Source organism: Rhizobium sp. RHZ02, assembly GCF_014851575.1.
Classification (GTDB): domain Bacteria; phylum Pseudomonadota; class Alphaproteobacteria; order Rhizobiales; family Rhizobiaceae; genus Rhizobium; species Rhizobium altiplani.
Genome location: NZ_JACUZX010000001.1, coordinates 15,460 through 30,919 on the forward strand (window position 1 = coordinate 15,460; position 15,460 = coordinate 30,919).

At 58.9% G+C, this 15,460-nt stretch carries 13 protein-coding genes; 1 reads left to right on the plus strand and 12 read right to left on the minus strand.

The window, feature by feature from the left end:
* Nucleotides 1-4: 4 nt before the first annotated feature.
* Nucleotides 5-1,030: a sulfate ABC transporter substrate-binding protein gene (locus IB244_RS00070; protein ID WP_018855420.1), complete on the minus strand. Its 1,026-nt coding sequence runs from the start codon at nt 1,028-1,030 to the stop codon at nt 5-7.
* A 391-nt stretch (nt 1,031-1,421) separates the two neighbouring features.
* The gene (locus tag IB244_RS00075) at nt 1,422-1,877 is read right to left on the minus strand and encodes a PTS sugar transporter subunit IIA (protein WP_018855421.1); all 456 of its coding nucleotides are present in this window, start codon (nt 1,875-1,877) and stop codon (nt 1,422-1,424) included.
* A 432-nt stretch (nt 1,878-2,309) separates the two neighbouring features.
* Here IB244_RS00075 and IB244_RS00080 point away from each other — a divergent pair, with 432 nt between their 5' ends.
* The gene (locus IB244_RS00080) at nt 2,310-3,353 is read left to right on the plus strand and encodes an NAD(P)-dependent alcohol dehydrogenase (protein ID WP_169680065.1); all 1,044 of its coding nucleotides are present in this window, start codon (nt 2,310-2,312) and stop codon (nt 3,351-3,353) included.
* A 78-nt stretch (nt 3,354-3,431) separates the two neighbouring features.
* Here IB244_RS00080 and IB244_RS00085 read toward each other — a convergent pair whose 3' ends face one another.
* The 10 genes from IB244_RS00085 to IB244_RS00130 all read right to left on the minus strand — a co-directional run bounded on the left by IB244_RS00085 (nt 3,432) and on the right by IB244_RS00130 (nt 15,445).
* Nucleotides 3,432-4,268, minus strand: a complete 837-nt coding sequence (locus IB244_RS00085) for a nickel-binding protein (protein WP_192302663.1) — start codon at nt 4,266-4,268, stop codon at nt 3,432-3,434.
* A 178-nt stretch (nt 4,269-4,446) separates the two neighbouring features.
* Nucleotides 4,447-4,692 (minus strand): hypothetical protein, encoded by a 246-nt coding sequence (locus IB244_RS00090; RefSeq protein ID WP_169680061.1) that lies wholly within the window; start codon nt 4,690-4,692, stop codon nt 4,447-4,449.
* Nucleotides 4,693-4,787: 95 nt separating this feature from the next.
* The gene (locus tag IB244_RS00095) at nt 4,788-5,807 is read right to left on the minus strand and encodes an alginate lyase family protein (RefSeq protein ID WP_169680059.1); all 1,020 of its coding nucleotides are present in this window, start codon (nt 5,805-5,807) and stop codon (nt 4,788-4,790) included.
* 64 nt (nt 5,808-5,871) lie between these two features.
* Nucleotides 5,872-8,619: a tetratricopeptide repeat protein gene (locus IB244_RS00100; RefSeq protein ID WP_192302665.1), complete on the minus strand. Its 2,748-nt coding sequence runs from the start codon at nt 8,617-8,619 to the stop codon at nt 5,872-5,874.
* 11 nt (nt 8,620-8,630) lie between these two features.
* A complete protein-coding gene (locus IB244_RS00105; RefSeq protein ID WP_192302667.1) occupies nt 8,631-9,269 on the minus strand; it encodes an alginate O-acetyltransferase AlgF in 639 nt (212 codons plus the stop codon).
* A 4-nt stretch (nt 9,270-9,273) separates the two neighbouring features.
* The gene (locus IB244_RS00110) at nt 9,274-10,548 is read right to left on the minus strand and encodes an alginate O-acetyltransferase AlgX-related protein (protein WP_192302669.1); all 1,275 of its coding nucleotides are present in this window, start codon (nt 10,546-10,548) and stop codon (nt 9,274-9,276) included.
* A 62-nt stretch (nt 10,549-10,610) separates the two neighbouring features.
* Nucleotides 10,611-11,408, minus strand: coding sequence for a hypothetical protein (locus IB244_RS00115; protein ID WP_169680051.1), 798 nt, complete (start codon nt 11,406-11,408; stop codon nt 10,611-10,613).
* A gap of 4 nt (nt 11,409-11,412) precedes the next feature.
* Complete coding sequence (locus IB244_RS00120; protein ID WP_192302671.1) at nt 11,413-12,504, minus strand: alginate O-acetyltransferase; 1,092 nt, start codon at nt 12,502-12,504, stop codon at nt 11,413-11,415.
* Between the two features lie 10 nt (nt 12,505-12,514).
* Complete coding sequence (locus IB244_RS00125) at nt 12,515-13,945, minus strand: MBOAT family O-acyltransferase (RefSeq protein ID WP_192302673.1); 1,431 nt, start codon at nt 13,943-13,945, stop codon at nt 12,515-12,517.
* A 6-nt stretch (nt 13,946-13,951) separates the two neighbouring features.
* Nucleotides 13,952-15,445 (minus strand): right-handed parallel beta-helix repeat-containing protein, encoded by a 1,494-nt coding sequence (locus IB244_RS00130; protein WP_192302676.1) that lies wholly within the window; start codon nt 15,443-15,445, stop codon nt 13,952-13,954.
* Nucleotides 15,446-15,460: the final 15 nt, after the last annotated feature.

Consider the following 15,460-nt stretch of genomic DNA (forward strand, 5'->3'; position numbering starts at 1 on the left):
CGTATTATTGTGCCGGCTTGTAGATTTGGTCAAATACGCCGCCATCGCCGAAGAATTTCGGCTGAGCGTCCTTCCAGCCACCGAAATCATCGATTGTCGCCAGCTTCAGGTTCGGGAAGCGCGCAATGTCTGCCTTGTCGGCAGCTTCGGGCTTGATCGGCCGGTAGAAGTGCTTGGCAGCAATCTTCTGGCCTTCGTCCGAATAGAGATAATTCAGATAGGCTTCAGCGAGCTTGCGGGTGCCCTTCTTGTCGACGTTGCCGTCAACGACGGCGACCGGGGGGTCCGCGCGGATCGAGAATGCCGGGGTGACGATCTCGAACTGGTCAGGACCGAGTTCTTCCAGGGAGAGATAGGCCTCGTTCTCCCAGGCAAGGAGGACGTCGCCGAGGCCGCGCTGCACGAAAGTCGTTGTTGCGCCGCGCGCACCGGTGTCGAGTACCGGGACATGCTGCAGGAGCTTTGTTACATATTCCTGTGCCTTGGCGTCATCGCCGCCATTGGCCTGCTTGGCCCATGCCCAGGCGGCCAGGAAGTTCCAGCGCGCGCCACCCGACGTCTTCGGGTTGGGCGTGATGACCTGGACATCATCCTTCACCAGATCAGCCCAGTCCTTGATGCCCTTCGGATTGCCCTTGCGCACAAGGAAGACGATCGTGGAGGTGTACGGCGTCGAGTTGTTCGGGAACTTGGTCTTCCAGTCGGCAGGGATCTTTCCAGTCTTCTTGGCAATCGCGTCGATATCGCCCTCGAGGGCGAGGGTTACGACATCGGCATCAAGCCCGTCGATGACAGAACGCGCCTGTGCGCCAGACCCACCATGAGAAGCCTTGACGGTGACCGCTTCACCGGTGTCCTTCTGCCACTTCGCAGCGAAGGCAGCGTTGAAATCCTTATACAGTTCTCTCGTCGGATCGTAGGATACGTTGAGAAGCGTCTGATCCGCGAGTGCGGGAGCGACAGCCCCGATTGCGACGCTGCCTGCCAGCGCCACAGCCGCGAGAAGCCGTGTGATCCTTATGGACTGCATGGAAACCTCCTTCGTTGATGGCCGAAACTCTACCAAGTCAGTCGTATAATGAAACGAAGAATGTTTCTGTTCCTCCCTCAACTCAGGAATGGCATCCCATTTGGAAGCCACTTTGGAAATGGACTTGCTCCCTTGGGCACGCCGGACCTTCAGGTGCACCACTTGAACACGGCCCGTCTGCGGTCGCTTATCCTCATCGATACTGCCGGAATCGGATCGGATGCACCGGCTGGCGGGTCCGCCGAGCGGCGAGAAGCCGAGGCTGTCGCCGGCAACGAGGCGAACTATGGCCGAGAGGCATTCGGTGCGATCCTGTCTGCCGGGTCCGGGCGGCAGCCTGGGGCCCGCGGCGCTGGCACACCGAGCCAAATCGGAGAGATCTACCGGTTCGTCAAAGACGCGAATCCGCCAGGAAATCAGAATAGAGTTCTTCGACGGTCCTGGCCTTGCGCATGGCTGCAAGAACCCCCGGCGCCTGCAGCTGACGCGCTATAGCCGCCAGCACGTTCAGATACTCGCCGCGGTTGGCCTCGCCAAACAGAAGCGCGAAGGCAATGTCTGTCGGCACGTCGTCGACGGCCTCGAAATCGAGTGGCCGCGCAAAGCGCACGAGCAAGCCACGCGGATGTGTCAGCCCTTCGACGACAGCGTGCGGAACGGCGACACCATTGCCGATCCCCGTCGATCCAAGGCTCTCACGGCTCTCCAGAGCCTGGAGTATCTTCCTCTCCTCGACATGGAAGGCGATGGCGGCTTTCTCAGCAATATTCGCCAACGCCTTCCATTTCGTCGCCACAGACACACCGATGAAGGTGTGCTCGGGACGGATGATCATCGAAAGGTCCATGAAGTCTCTCTTGTCGTTCGTGCGGGCGGGTCCGGGGACCGGCCAGGACTGTCGCTGTCGCCAGCCGGTTTCGTGGGTCGCCTGGCTCCGCGTTCATAGGCTCAGACGGGATAAAGGTTCGAGCGTGATAAACGACTACAAATATAAGCACCGCATAAAGATCACCCAAGCTTCCAACCACTGATCGAGGAAAATTCAGGCAAGCGCCCAGTTTCTAGAAATGAATTGATCGGCGGTTCCCGGTGGACCATCGTCAGCGATAAATCTCGTCAGGTCCGGGTGATATCCGACCTCAAGCAAATGAGCATTTGAACTTTTATTGAGCAAAAGCCTTCTAGATCCGATTGAATGCGAAGGCTTCGGATCATATAGTCCGTCCAAAGCCGCCGCGCCCAGACAAGAGCGGGCGCCAACCGGGAAGGAAACACACAAATGGCCAAAGTCCGCGCGCTGGTGCTCGAGCGCCAGCATGAACTCGCGCTTCGCGACATCGATTTGCCAATGGAGACAGGCCCGGGACAGGTGAAGATCAGGATCCACACCGTCGGGGTTTGCGGTTCCGATGTGCATTACTACACCCATGGCAAGATCGGTCCCTTCATCGTCAACGAACCGATGGTGCTCGGACACGAAGCGGCCGGCACCGTCGTCGAGGTCGGCGCCGGCGTCACGCATCTGAATGTCGGCGACCGCGTCTGCATGGAGCCCGGTATCCCCGACCCCAACTCCAAGGCGAGTCGCCTTGGAATGTACAATGTCGACCCGGCCGTTACCTTCTGGGCCACTCCGCCGGTCCACGGGGTGCTGACATCAGAAGTCGTGCATCCGGCCAATTATACCTACAAGCTTCCTGATGGCGTCAGCTTCGCCGAAGGCGCGATGGTCGAGCCCTTCGCGGTCGGCATGCAGGCCGCAGCCAAGGCGAAGATCAGCCCTGGCGATACGGCCGTCGTGCTTGGTGCCGGCCCGATCGGCACGATGGTGGCGATTGCCGCTCTTGCCGGCGGCTGTGCTCGCGCTGTCGTTGCCGATCTGGCCCAACCAAAGCTCGACATTGCCGCCCAATATCAGGGTGTCATCCCGGTCAATATCCGCGAGAGGAACCTCGTCGAGGAAGTGGCACGCCTGACGGATGGCTGGGGCGCCGATGTGATCTTCGAATGCTCCGGCTCGACAAAGGCCTGGGAAACCATCATGGAGCTGCCCCGTCCAGGCGGCGTCATCGTCGCCGTCGGTCTGCCGGTCAATCCGATCGGCTTCGATGTCTCGACGGCCTCGACAAAGGAAATCCGCGTCGAGACCGTGTTCCGCTACGCACACCAATACGAGCGTTCGATTGCGCTGCTCGGCTCCGGTCGTGTCGATCTCAAGCCGCTGATCTCGGAGACATTCAGCTTCGAGGATTCCATTGCCGCCTTCGATCGCGCCGTCGAAGCGCGTCCGAGTGACGTGAAACTGCAGATCGTGATGGGGTAGGGCGACGTTTTCGCAGGCTCTGTTGCGTTCATTCGGCTCGAACGTGCGTGCGGCGCCGACATCGATATGGCGATTTACCTAGTCCGACCGAACTCCCTCGGCGTCGCTCCAGGCGCATTCGAATGCCAGCACCGGCTTCGAAAAGCCCTTGAGACGTCGGCGCGCTGCGTTGGCGAAAAGATCGGAGGCTCCGTGCTCCCTGAAGATATTCTCCGATACGAGTATCTGATCGACTCCGGCTGCCGCACAGAGCCGAGCGGCGAGCTGCACCGTCGAGCCGAAGAGATCGTGGCTGTCTTCGATCGGCTCGCCGCAATCAAGGCCGATACGAACGTGAATGGGTTCCGGCGTATCGCTGTTATAGCTGGTGAATTCGCGCTGGATGCTCATGGCACAGCCAACGGCGGCGTGCGTCGAAACGAACGAGGCCATGATCCCGTCGCCGGTATGCTTCACTTCCCGACCCTCGCATTGTGCCAGGCAACGGCGCACGATCGCATCATGCGCTCGCACCAGTTCCGCAGCCATGCGGTCGCCAAGGCGTGATGTCATCTCCGTCGAGCCCACGATATCGGTAAACATGATCGCCCTGTGCCCGGCATCCCTTTCGGCACCGGGCTGGCCGGCCTTCTGCTCGGGCTCGTGAATGCGCCCAAGGAATGCCTCGACCGCCGACAACGCCACCTCGACCACTTCACCGGCGATAAATCCATGTGCCTCGCGATGCACGCATTGCGCGGTCTCGGCGTCCGGCGCATCGATCAGGCAGAACGCCGTTCCGCGCCGCTGGTCATACCAATAGGTGAGGAACTTCACCCCATACCGATCCTCGACAGCCAGATCCCTGCGATGCGCCTCGGCTATATCTTCGGCGGATGTCCCCGCAAGATCATGCCGGTCCATGAAGATAGCCACGTGCGTGCGTCCTTCGGAGAGCCCCTCAGCATTGGCGGCATCTTACGCCGTTGGCACCGTCAGGTCCACCTGAGGGGATGGTGGCGCCTCAGCGGGCGTGCCAAGACGCCGTGCTGACAGGGGCCGGCCGCGGGATATTCACACCGCAGATCGCGGAAAACATGGACGCTGGCCGACGTCAGAAAACGCAGCCTCGTGCCTCAAGCCGCATCTTTCTTCTCAGTATGATTTCATTGCTTTTGCCTGAGTTTTTCGCTTTTGCAATCAGCTTTGCGCAGGCCTTCGGACTGAGCCTGGATTGACTGTCAGGCGCAACATATGCGCTTTGTTGTTGCGGGGCCGTGGGCGGAGCAGCAAGAACCGGATTAAAGGTGAGTGCGGCCACGGCACTGAACGCGATCCCAAATACCAGGTGCTTTTTCAACGCGACCTCCCTATCGATTGGTTTTTGAGGATAGATTGCAAGCCCGCCTTTGACCGTCAGTCGTGGTAAAACAGGGGGTTCCAGCTATCCTGCACTCATTTTTTCGACTTCGCGGAATACTGACTGGTCAAGTTTCCGCCGAGGTTCGAATTGGATAGCGGCCGGTAGCGCTCGGCGAGCCGTGTCGCTTTCTCACTTTGCCGAAACTTCAGATAGGGCTCCAGCCATGCGATCTGGAAGGGTTCGAGTTTTTCCTTGCCAGTCGAAAATGTCTGTTCAGTGCCTGCCTTGGCCGCAGCCAGCTCTGGCTTCTGGAGTGCGGACAGCGTGAAATCAACGATCCGGTCGAGCTTGCCCTGGCACACGCTGAAACTGTCGTTGAACTTCGCATTGAGGAGTGCCGCATTGACGACAAGAGGACCCACCGCATGAAGCTGGTAATGGAGCGCCTTGTCGCCCCGCTTCATCTCCAAGGGCAGTCCGCCGTCATCGTCTGCCGAGCAGATGACCATCTCATTCGTCTTTGCGCCCCAATTGGAAAGCTGGTCATTGTCTGTCGCAACGCCGATCTGGCCGACGGCGAGGCCTGCCCAGGCCCGTAAATTGTTTCGCGAAGCCATTTTCGGCGCGTCTTCATCGAAGAATGTCATGAGCTCCACGCCGAGAGACTGAAGCCAGGTTTCGATCGCCTTCTTCTGTTCGTCGTCGGGCGGCGTGACGGCCTTTGCGTCGTGGTAGGATATTGCCATTCCCGCCACTCGCGGCGAGATCGCAAGCTTGGCATTGAGCGTGCCGAGGTCGGAAAGTGCGCCGGCATCCGCCCAACTCGACAGCGCACGATACAAACAGCGGTTCGTTTCGTCCCGCGTCGAAGACTTCGGCGACTGGTCGGAAAGATTTGCCAGGCTCCTGACATAGACGTCGATCGGCTTCAACGCCTTGTCGACGGCCGCATCTGCATTCTCGTCGATGTCGGAACGAGACTTGTCATTGCTTTCATATCGGCTGCCCAACTCCAGGCTGACCACAGGCTTTCCGACGCTGGGGCATTTTACGGCCGCCAGCGCGTAGGGCGGTGCAGCAAGCAGGCCCATTGTCATGATGATAGACGGCAACTGCCACTTTCGGCGCCGATCGACGTCACCTTCGCATGGTGTCCAAAACCGAATGGTTGGCATGTCAATTGGCCTTCATTGTCATGACAACGAGCATTTCCTTGGCCTCCTTGTTGCCCAGGCTTGCTGCCTTTTCGAGCCACGTCCTGGCCAGCGAGAGGGATGGGGTGGTGCCAATACCGAACGCGTAATTTCTGGAAAGCAGCACCATCGCTTCAACGTCACCCTTGCCAGCTGCCTTCTGGAACATATCCTGGGCGACCACCGCGTCTTCGGGACCGTCCATCCTGGCAAGCTGGAGCTTGCCAAATTCCCTCATGCCCACGGGATCGCCGGCTGCGGCTGCATCGTGAAACAGTGTCGCCAGGTTCACGCGCGCCAACACCTGCTGTTGTATGGCCTTGTGTGACCTCTCAAGCCGCGACAAGCTGTCAAGAATCTGCGCAGGCGAAGCCTTGCTGATCGTGGCCACCATCAGGTCGACCGCCTTTTCCTGGGAGTAATTGGCGCCCGCGGCGTCCAGGTAGGCCTTCAGCAGATACTGCTGGGCCTTTGCGTCGCCGCCCAAGGCCGCGACTTCAAACAGCCGCATGGCATTGGTCTGCATATCGGGCTGTGGGATCCGCTGGAACGTCTCGCCGAGCAGTCTTGATCTCCACGGCTTTCCTGCAGAAAACGCCTCTGCAACCGTCATCCATTTGACGGCGTCCGCCGCCTGATTGAAGGAGAAATAGGCGCTGGCCATCGAAAGTGCCGAGTCGAAAGAGCAATCGATTCTACCCGTCGCCCGGGCAAGATAGCTCCGCTTTTGTTCGACGTCGGAAACCTGTCCGGCCGCGAAGATCATTGCCTCCGTATCACCGCGAGCTTCGATAGCGTCGCTATACTCCCGGTAGACGTCGGCAGCCGATGTTGACGGGCCCGACTTTGTTGCAAGAAGCTGCATGGCGGCTCCCGATCCGCCTGCCGCTTCGGCATGAAGGAAATCTCCCGCCGTCTTAACCAGTTTCGCGTCTTGACCAAGAGAGGTCAGGATAAGATCGGCGGCGGCTGTCTTTGCGCCCCGGCCCCCGGCTTGCGCCGCTTCCAGCAGCATTTTCAAGGCAGCCTTCTTGTTGTCTACGCCGTCGTCCGCCTGCAGCATTAAAACGGCGTAGGCGGTCTTTGCGTCGGGATTTTGCGCAACGCGTTTTTCCCATTCGCCGATCGCCTCCGGGGTAGCCTTCGAGGTCTTGAGGTACCAGAGATACCCCGCGATGAAATTGGATTGCCCGTTCAAGGCGCCCGACTGCAGGCTCGCCGTTTCGGCGGTGCTGGGATGCTCGACGAGATCTCCGATGGTCTTGACGGACCACCCGGCATTGAGTGCCTCTTTGGCATTCGCCGACCAGTATTGGGCCTTCTCGATCTGCGGACCGTCGGGGGCATGGCAAAGGTAGGCATCTCGAAGGTCGGCCATCGTGTCCGTCCGGCCATAGCTATCAAGCAATTCGAGAAGCAGATTTATGCCCTCGTCGAACTGACCGTCGGTGGCACTGTGTTGAAGACGGATCAGGGCCAAACTGCGGATTGATGTCATATCCCGGCGCTCGGCGCCCTTTTCGAAAAAGTCGGTCGCTGTTTTCTCTGCCCGCCAGTAGCCGCTTTCCTCGATGGCGAGATTGCCAAGCTTGGCAAAAGTCCAGCCCGGTGGGTCCGGGAGTGCAGCGAGTTCATTCAATGCGTGGCGGTATTTTTCGCGCGCGCCTTGCTGATCGGAATCTTCGTAGAGATTTGCAAGTTTGATCAGGCTGTTTCGATGGCCCGCGGCGACGGCAAGCTGATAGTAATACTCGGACTTGGCCAGATCCTTTGGAACAATCGCCCCGACCTCATAGAGGTGCCCGAGTTCAGACTGCGCGGCAACCACACCCTTGTCAGCGGCAAATTGGAGATAGTGGATCAGTAGATTGTTGTCCTTGGTAATCTCGGAGCTGTCGAGATGGTAACGGGCAACATTCCAGGCTGCGTTTCCATCTCCAAGATCGGCCGCAAACCGCAACCACGCCTCAGAAATACGGCGATCGGCGGCGACCACTTCTCCCTTTTCATACTCCCGGGCGATGCGCGTGACACGATCACATATTCCGTTGTCGAGCTTACCAACCATCGCGCCAAAGGCCATCGTTACGGCCAGCGACGGATCGACACTCCAGCCCTGGATCTGCTGACCCTCGAGATTTCTCTTGGCCAGCTCCAGAAGGGCGTTTGGGTTGCCGCCGTAGGCGGCTGCCACGAGATAGGAAAGCGCCTTCTTCTCATCCCGCTTTGCGCTTACACCATCAAGCATCAGTTCAGCAGCAAGATAGAGGCTCTTCGGGGTGTTCGCCTCTGCGCGATTGATCAACTGTTCGACCATCTTGCTCTGACGCAGCTCGTCAGTCTTTCCGGCGCGCAGGTAGAGTGTAATCTCCTCAGCGGCGACATCGTCTGCCTTCATTCCGGGGTCGATCGTGGGCAGAAGTTCGATCATCCGTTTTATGATCGGAAAATACTGTTGCGGGTCGATGTCGCGCAGGCGCTGAGCCTCCCTCAGAACAAGCCAAGGCTGTTGCTTCGGCAGCGCCTTTCTGTCCCAGGCAAGCCAGCGACCGACGACATCGCTGTCCTGTGAGCGCTGTTCGCAAATGGGTTTCAACTCAATCGCCGGAGGCAGAAACTCAACGGCGACCGGCTTTGCAGCAGCGGATGCGGCCCCCAAAACGGCAACCACGCCCGCTGCCACACTGAGATGGCTGATCCACAGAACTGAGAAACGCAAACGCCCGGTCACGATTGGATCTCCTATTGGTTCAGGTAATTTTCTAATGCGATGACGCGGTAGTTGCCGGCGCTGCCGGAAAGAACAATCGTGAAGCCCGAGCGCCTCTTGAGATCGACCTTGCTGGTTTCCGCTACAGTCTTCCCGCCTTCCTGGATGGCAAAGCTCAAGCTCAGTGGTGCTCTCAGCGATACGCTTTGAGCGTCTCCCTGCGCCACTGCCTTCAGTGCGGTGGCCTTGGCTGCCGGAACCACGAGATCCACCGCTTTCAAATCGCTTAGATTGTAGAGATAAACCTGTGCCTTCGACGGATCGTCCTTGACCGCATCCGTGTAAAGCTTCGTCTGCCCATCTGCCAGGGCGGCGTATGTGTAGTATTTTCCGGGTTCGGCCGTCACCTTGGCTGTCTTGGCCCCCAGGGACATCTCTACTTCGCCCGGCTTCACGTTGACGTAGGGTGAGACGCCATCGCTAAAATTCTCGATGGATGCCCCCGCAATGATGGCTGAAGAGGCCGTTGCGTCAAGAACCCGAATGAAGGACGAATTCGGATCCATCGGCTTGCCGTAGAGGCCAGAGTCCTGGGCTAGCCCAGCTGAGTAGGTTGAGGCAACCAGAAGAGTTCCTGCGGCGAATATTCCAAAGGCACGAGCCCTATCCATCAGATTATCCTCCTCTTGTGTTGCAGATGCCGACCGACACTTCCTTCGCCGACATGCGATCAAACTCAAGGTTCAGTTTTTGCGATGCCTGTACTCCAAAGTAGCGCACAGGAAAGTAATACCGCCCGGTGGAGATCATCCTGTCCGCACGCCGAATGCTGCTCTCGAACATGTGGCCGTCATTCAATCGGAAGCGCAGGGTTGCCTGTCGACTGCGGTCATCGCCGGAATACACGTATATTACTGCCGAATCCGGAATTTTGCCGCCATCCTGAAGGGCGATTTCGAGAGTACTGTCGCCAACGGTTGAAATCTCGTCGGGCTCGATCTCGTGGCAACTCTGGCCAGCCGCCGTCCTCAACTCGAGCAGGGGCGCATCACCAAATTTTCCGAGACTGTTGTAGATCGGGTTTTCCCAGATGAGAAAGCGCGGTCGCGACTGCGCGAAGGTCTTCGAGGTCAGATAGGATGTAATTGATCCGAACTGGTTGCCGCCCGAGATCGAATAATTCGTAACCGGGGAGGAGAGCGCTTGCGAGAGGAAGCCCGCAAAGTTTGATGCAGCCAGATCCGAGTAGCTCGTTCCCACCAGCGCAACAGCGCCCTTCGAAGTGCCGTCTCCAAAGATATCGAGCCCGGCATCTCCGGCTGCCACCTCAGTGGTCGTAAACGCATCGGTTTCCGGCAACGGCAGGGCCTGTTTGCAGTTTGCCTGCAGCAGGCGGCGCATCGTTGAGATGATTGCCTGCCGCCCTGCGGGCTTGGTCTCGAATGAAGCCTTCGCGAGATCATCAATGCCCGGAAGTTGCTGGATTGCGGCCGCAATCTCATCTGCCGCCGCACGAGCTCCTGAAGAGGTCCAGTGAAAGTCCGCTTGAAAGAACGGCGGCTCCTGGCCTCCTGCGCGCTTCATCGCACCGAGAACATCGACCGTCACCACCCCGTGGTCGCGAAGGCGCTTGATGACATCGTCATAGACGCGCTTTGCCACGTCGTAGTCAAAACCATAGTCGCCGGCCTCGCGCGGCAGATATTCGGGCATCACCAGACTTTTGGTCGGAATTGGCACATAAACGAGCGTCGTTCCTCCTGCTTCCAGAGCCTCCGAGAGTGCGGCCATTTGACTGGCCGTATGCTCGGAAAGTTGCTGCTCCATTCGCAGATCCGCGATCGTCCGATAAAAATACCCCTGCCTGCCTTCCACGACGCTCAGTTGCTTGTCGGTCTCAAGGTTCGCACAGCCGAAGTTCGATTCCGCCTTGGCGGTATGGGCCAGCACCAAAACGCCCAGTGCGCATAGGACAGCGCAGGGCCACCGCGACGATTTTGTCAGAGGATGCCTCATTGACTTACCTCGATCGGGTTGACGGGCGCAGCGTCGAGTTGCCGGAGCACCGCCGCGGCTACTGTCTTGACACTCAGTTCAGGTGACTTTTCGGCGATCGCCAGATATCTGCGGGCCTCGGATTTTTCGTCTTCGTCCAGCAGACCTTCCGAGATCATTGCGATGGCCAAATCAAGCGCGACTTTGCTGTCGCCACCCTTTGCGGCCTCGCGTCGCAGTCGTTCGGCTTCCTGCGGGTTGGTGCCGAACGGCTCCCCGGCGGCATAGAATTTGACAAGCGCGTCGATTGCGACGGGGTTCCTGCGCGCGGCGTGCTGAAGCAGTGTCGCCTCTGCCTGGTCAAGGCGGACCTTGCTGACACCATCGCTGGCGCTCTTGAGCTGTCTTGCAAGCGGCGCAACCGCACCCGCCCTGCCGGTGGTGCAGGCGATTGTATAGTAGTGGATGGTATCCGCGTTATGGGCGGGATTTGTCGAGAGCCGTTTTGCGACGTAAAGCGCTGCCAGGCCATCGCCACGATCCGCCAACAATTGAAGCTCCCTGTAGGACACTTTTCGGTGGCCTATCATGCGCTTGCGGATTCCCTGAAGCTGGGCGCTGTTGAGCTGATCGGTGCGCGTTACTCCCTGATTAAATCCGCGTCGATAACGGCGTTCGTCGGCTTTCGATTTCCTGGTCTCAACCTTGGTGTTCTTGGGTTGGGTAACCGCGCCCGACTGGGTAACCGCGCCAGCGTCGCTGCCAGCGATGCATATCGCGATGCCAAGAGCGATCAGACTCGCGGTCCTGAGCATCCTGTTACTCCTTCGTCTTGAGATCGTCCGACTTCCACAACGCCGGATCGGTCAAGTAGCGGATCGGAAATTCCCATATGACGGTCTCTGGCCAACTCGTGCCGTTTGCGTTGGACAAGAACTTGTGCATTGGAAAAACCGGTCCTCGACCGACCTCGGCGACATTGAGGACGTTCGATCCCAATGCCGCTTCAAGATAAGAAGCGAATGACCAAGCCTCGTTGGCACTGTAACTTGTCCCGACCAGAACCGTTGGAAAGCTCTCGTCTGCCAGAATGTCATTTAGCGCGTCGGACCCGGTTTGCGACGCTGTTTGCGGCGTGATGCTTTCATCAGCCAGCCCGATCGCAGCCGCAAGCGCCCTGCCGGTGACGAATTTGACCAGGTCGCCCCGCACGTCCTCGACTGGGGCATCATTCAGTGCATATTGCGCCATGGGGGAAACACCCGCCCTGGCCCCGGTAGCGTCGGCGACGGCCTTGGCACCAAGCGGCGTCCAATGCGTGTCGGTCTTCAGAAAAACGGATCCCCTCGACTTCATCTCAAGAAGCGCCGCTCTTGCGTCTGCAAACTCAATATTCGCCGAAGCCATGGCACGGGTGAAGTCCAGATAGCGATCCCGGGAAATCTCGGCGTAACGAGGATCTGCAAGGTGCTCGCGATAGACATCGTTCTTGGCTGGAAGCGGAACAACAATCAGGCGTACGCCGTGTGAGCGCAACGTCGCCGCGATCTTGGCTATTTCCCTTGTGGCGTCGCTGATACCGGCTTCAGCGCTCGCGGCACCGCGAAATTCCTCGTCCGAAAACAGCCATCCCTCCTTTCCGACGATAACGCCGCGGCGGCCTTCCCCAAGGACCATGTACCTGGCTGCACCGATCAGATCGAACGCGAGTTCCCGATGGGGAAGCTCAGTCTTGTAGAGCGCGTCGAGCCCGTCTCCGAGCATGCCGTGGCTCAGGGAGCCGCCATCGGTTGGCAGCCGTGAAAAGGCGCCGGCAATCTTATCTCGGATGTCGACATTGGCGAAGGCCGCATAGCCGAACAGCAAGGCGGGAAGCAGGAATTTTGTAATCGGTATTGCGCGTTCAAACATGGCACCACCCTCAGAATTGAAAATAGAGGAAGGGAGTCTGGCTGGATTCCGCGAGCTTCAGAATGGTGACCGTGGCGAGCAAGGAAAGCAGCAGTGGCATGACGATCGACTGGCGCATCACGGCGGCGCCGTCACCTGCCGGTGCTGCAATGTTTGTTTGCCTGAGCGATCCCATCATCGGCTCGATGGCCACCACGAAACACGCAACGGCCAGCGTCAACATTGCCTCATGCGTGACATCGAGAAGCGTGTCGGCACGAATTCCCAGCCCGTTTTGACCGAGCATGCCGCCGTAAAGGGCAAAAGCATCGGCCACGCTGTCGGCGCGAAACATCACCCAGCCCAACAACACGACCAGCAAGGTCCCTGGCAGGGCGATCCACCTGGTGTCGGCGATCCTGTTCCAGCCAGTCGCACGCTCAAGCGCAAGCCATCCGCCGTGCCATCCACCCCAAAGCACGAACGTCCAGTTTGCTCCATGCCACAGGCCGCCAAGCAGCATGACCAGAACCAGATTGATATAGGTGCGCGTCGGGCCGAGCCGACTACCGCCCAACGGAATGTAAAGGTAGTCACGAAGCCAGCTCGACAGGCTGATGTGCCAGCGACGCCAGAATTCGGTTATGCTGCGGCTGATGTAGGGGTTGTCAAAGTTTGGTCGGAACTGGAAACCGATCATCAGCCCGAGGCCGATTGCCATGTCGCTATATCCCGAAAAGTCAAAATACAGCTGCATCGCGTAGGCGATCGCGCCGAGCCAGGCCTCGGCCATGGTCGGATGCGAGCTTGCAAAAACGGTGTTGGCAATGGGCGCGATGGGATCGGCAAGCAGCACCTTCTTTGCAAGGCCTATGACGAACAGGGACGTGCCGTCCGTGAACTTCTCGAGCGTATGCTGCCTCGACTGGAACTGGCCGGCGAGATCCCTGAAGCGCAAGATGGGGCCCGCTATCAGCTGCGGAAAGAGGGCCTTGTATGCGGCGAGGTCGATGAAATTGCGGGTTGCAGGCGTGTCACGCCGATAGACGTCGACCAGATAGCTGATCGACTGGAAGATATAGAAAGAGATGCCGATCGGAAGGATGAGGCGCCAGTGAACGCCAAGGCCGTGCGCATCGGTTCCCATCAACTGGGCGAAGCTGTCGATAAAGAAATTGAGGTATTTGAAGATGCCGAGCACAGCCAGGCACCCGACAATCCCAATGGTTAGGAAGAGCTTGGCATGGCGGCTACCGAGATTGCGCTCGACCAGGATCGCAAAGGTGTAAACCCAGACGGTCGTTCCGAACAAAAGAACAAGGAAGTCCATACGCCACCACGCGTAGAAGACATAGGATCCCAAAAGGATCGTGACCGAGCGGCCCCGCATGGGCGTCAAATAATAGACCGCCAGGAAAACTGGCAGAAAGAGAAACAGGAAGACTTCGGAGGAGAATACCATTCTGATTCATCCCCCCTTTCCTGCGCAGGCAGCAAGGTCGACAGCGGAAAACGCCGCGAGAGCTGGCTGGTTGTCGATTGTTTTTCCCGCAAGACGAAATTCGCCAGGCTGCCTTGACGCGTCGAAAGCCAGCAATTGGCCGACGCTACCGGCAAATTCACCGACGCCGAGGCGCGGCATTTGCCTGTCGAAATCATTTCCCACCAGAACCACGGATCCGACCCCTGATCCAGCCAGGCCCGCTCGGTTTTCTCTGAACGCATTGCGGGATACTTCGAGCGGCATGCCGTGATACTGGTCGTCGACCGAAAGGCCTGCAAAGCCATTGCCTACGAGGTGGTTTTGACGAACGTGGCTGTGAAGCGCCGTGCGCATGGCAACGCCCTTGGAACCATTGTTGATGACGGCGTTTTGCTGCACTGTGACGCAGGCTGCTGTATCAACACCGATGCCGGTCAGTGCCGACAGGGCAACGATGTTGTTGGAGATCGCGACCGACGTCGCGCCGTCGGTCACAAAAATTCCGTTGCCCGCACCGCCCACGACGAGATTGTCATTGATCGTGACGCCGCTCGAACTGCTCATCACCTTGATGCCATGCGAGCCGCGGTCGCCGACAATAATGTTTCCAGCGATGTGCACGTCGCGCGCAGTTCTCAGGATGATTGCCGTCGTTGGGCTGTCAATGAAGCGATTACCCAGAATATTCAAGCCGTTGACGTCGATCAGGCTGAGGCCCGCGACATCCTGGAACAGACTGCCTTGCACGATCGAAGGCCTGGCGGCATTCGCAAATTGCTGTCGGGCAAATGCAATGCCTGCGGTTTCAGCTGACGCGTCGAAGCCAAGGCTGACGAGATTGCTGCGATCAATTGTTGTGGTGCCGCCGAAGGTGGTCAGGACGAAGGCCCGAAATGTCGACGCGCCCCGGCCAATGCCTTGCAATGTTGCATGATCAACCGTGAGCGAACCGGCGTTCACCATGAACGCGCCCTTGGCATTGTCCATCTTGAGAATTTCGCCGGGCGTTATCTTCAACTCTGCGCCATTCCAGATGAAGATTGGCGTGTGTGCAATGTATCCACCGGGCGTTGCTTCGAGATGTCCGGCGTGGCCAAGCGCTTCCAGTTCACGCCTGACATCGCCAAGCCGGAACGAGCCGCTCTCGATGACGACCGCACCGATCCCGTCAGGCGGCTGCGCAGCCAGAACCGTCTCCATGAAACCGGCGCCGGCTGATGGACCGATGCGGCGCACAAGAATGTCGACGGCAGATCGGCTGATCCTCTTCTGGCGACTTGAAGCAGGGACGCTGTCTGGCTGTTTGAGTGCTGGGAGCGCGTGAACCTCGCCAAAAGCCGCAGCGCGCTGGAAGACATCAGGCGCCGCGACGGAGAGGTCACGGGCGTCCTGTACCAGGGCCAGGAGCGGTTGCTGCTTCTGTGCAGGTCCGCCGTCCGTCGCCGATGACGACGTTGCCGCACCTATGGCGCTGAACATCAAGGCTACCCTCAA

Bases quoted from the DNA above. Each gene is read 5' to 3' on its own strand.
- IB244_RS00125 (WP_192302673.1), bottom strand. From the start codon at position 13,945: ATGGTATTCTCCTCCGAAGTCTTCCTGTTTCTCTTTCTGCCAGTTTTC.
- IB244_RS00120 (WP_192302671.1), bottom strand. From the start codon at position 12,504: ATGTTTGAACGCGCAATACCGATTACAAAATTCCTGCTTCCCGCCTTG.
- IB244_RS00075 (WP_018855421.1), bottom strand. From the start codon at position 1,877: ATGGACCTTTCGATGATCATCCGTCCCGAGCACACCTTCATCGGTGTG.
- IB244_RS00115 (WP_169680051.1), bottom strand. From the start codon at position 11,408: ATGCTCAGGACCGCGAGTCTGATCGCTCTTGGCATCGCGATATGCATC.
- IB244_RS00080 (WP_169680065.1), top strand. From the start codon at position 2,310: ATGGCCAAAGTCCGCGCGCTGGTGCTCGAGCGCCAGCATGAACTCGCG.
- IB244_RS00105 (WP_192302667.1), bottom strand. From the start codon at position 9,269: ATGGATAGGGCTCGTGCCTTTGGAATATTCGCCGCAGGAACTCTTCTG.
- IB244_RS00070 (WP_018855420.1), bottom strand. From the start codon at position 1,030: ATGCAGTCCATAAGGATCACACGGCTTCTCGCGGCTGTGGCGCTGGCA.
- IB244_RS00130 (WP_192302676.1), bottom strand. From the start codon at position 15,445: ATGTTCAGCGCCATAGGTGCGGCAACGTCGTCATCGGCGACGGACGGC.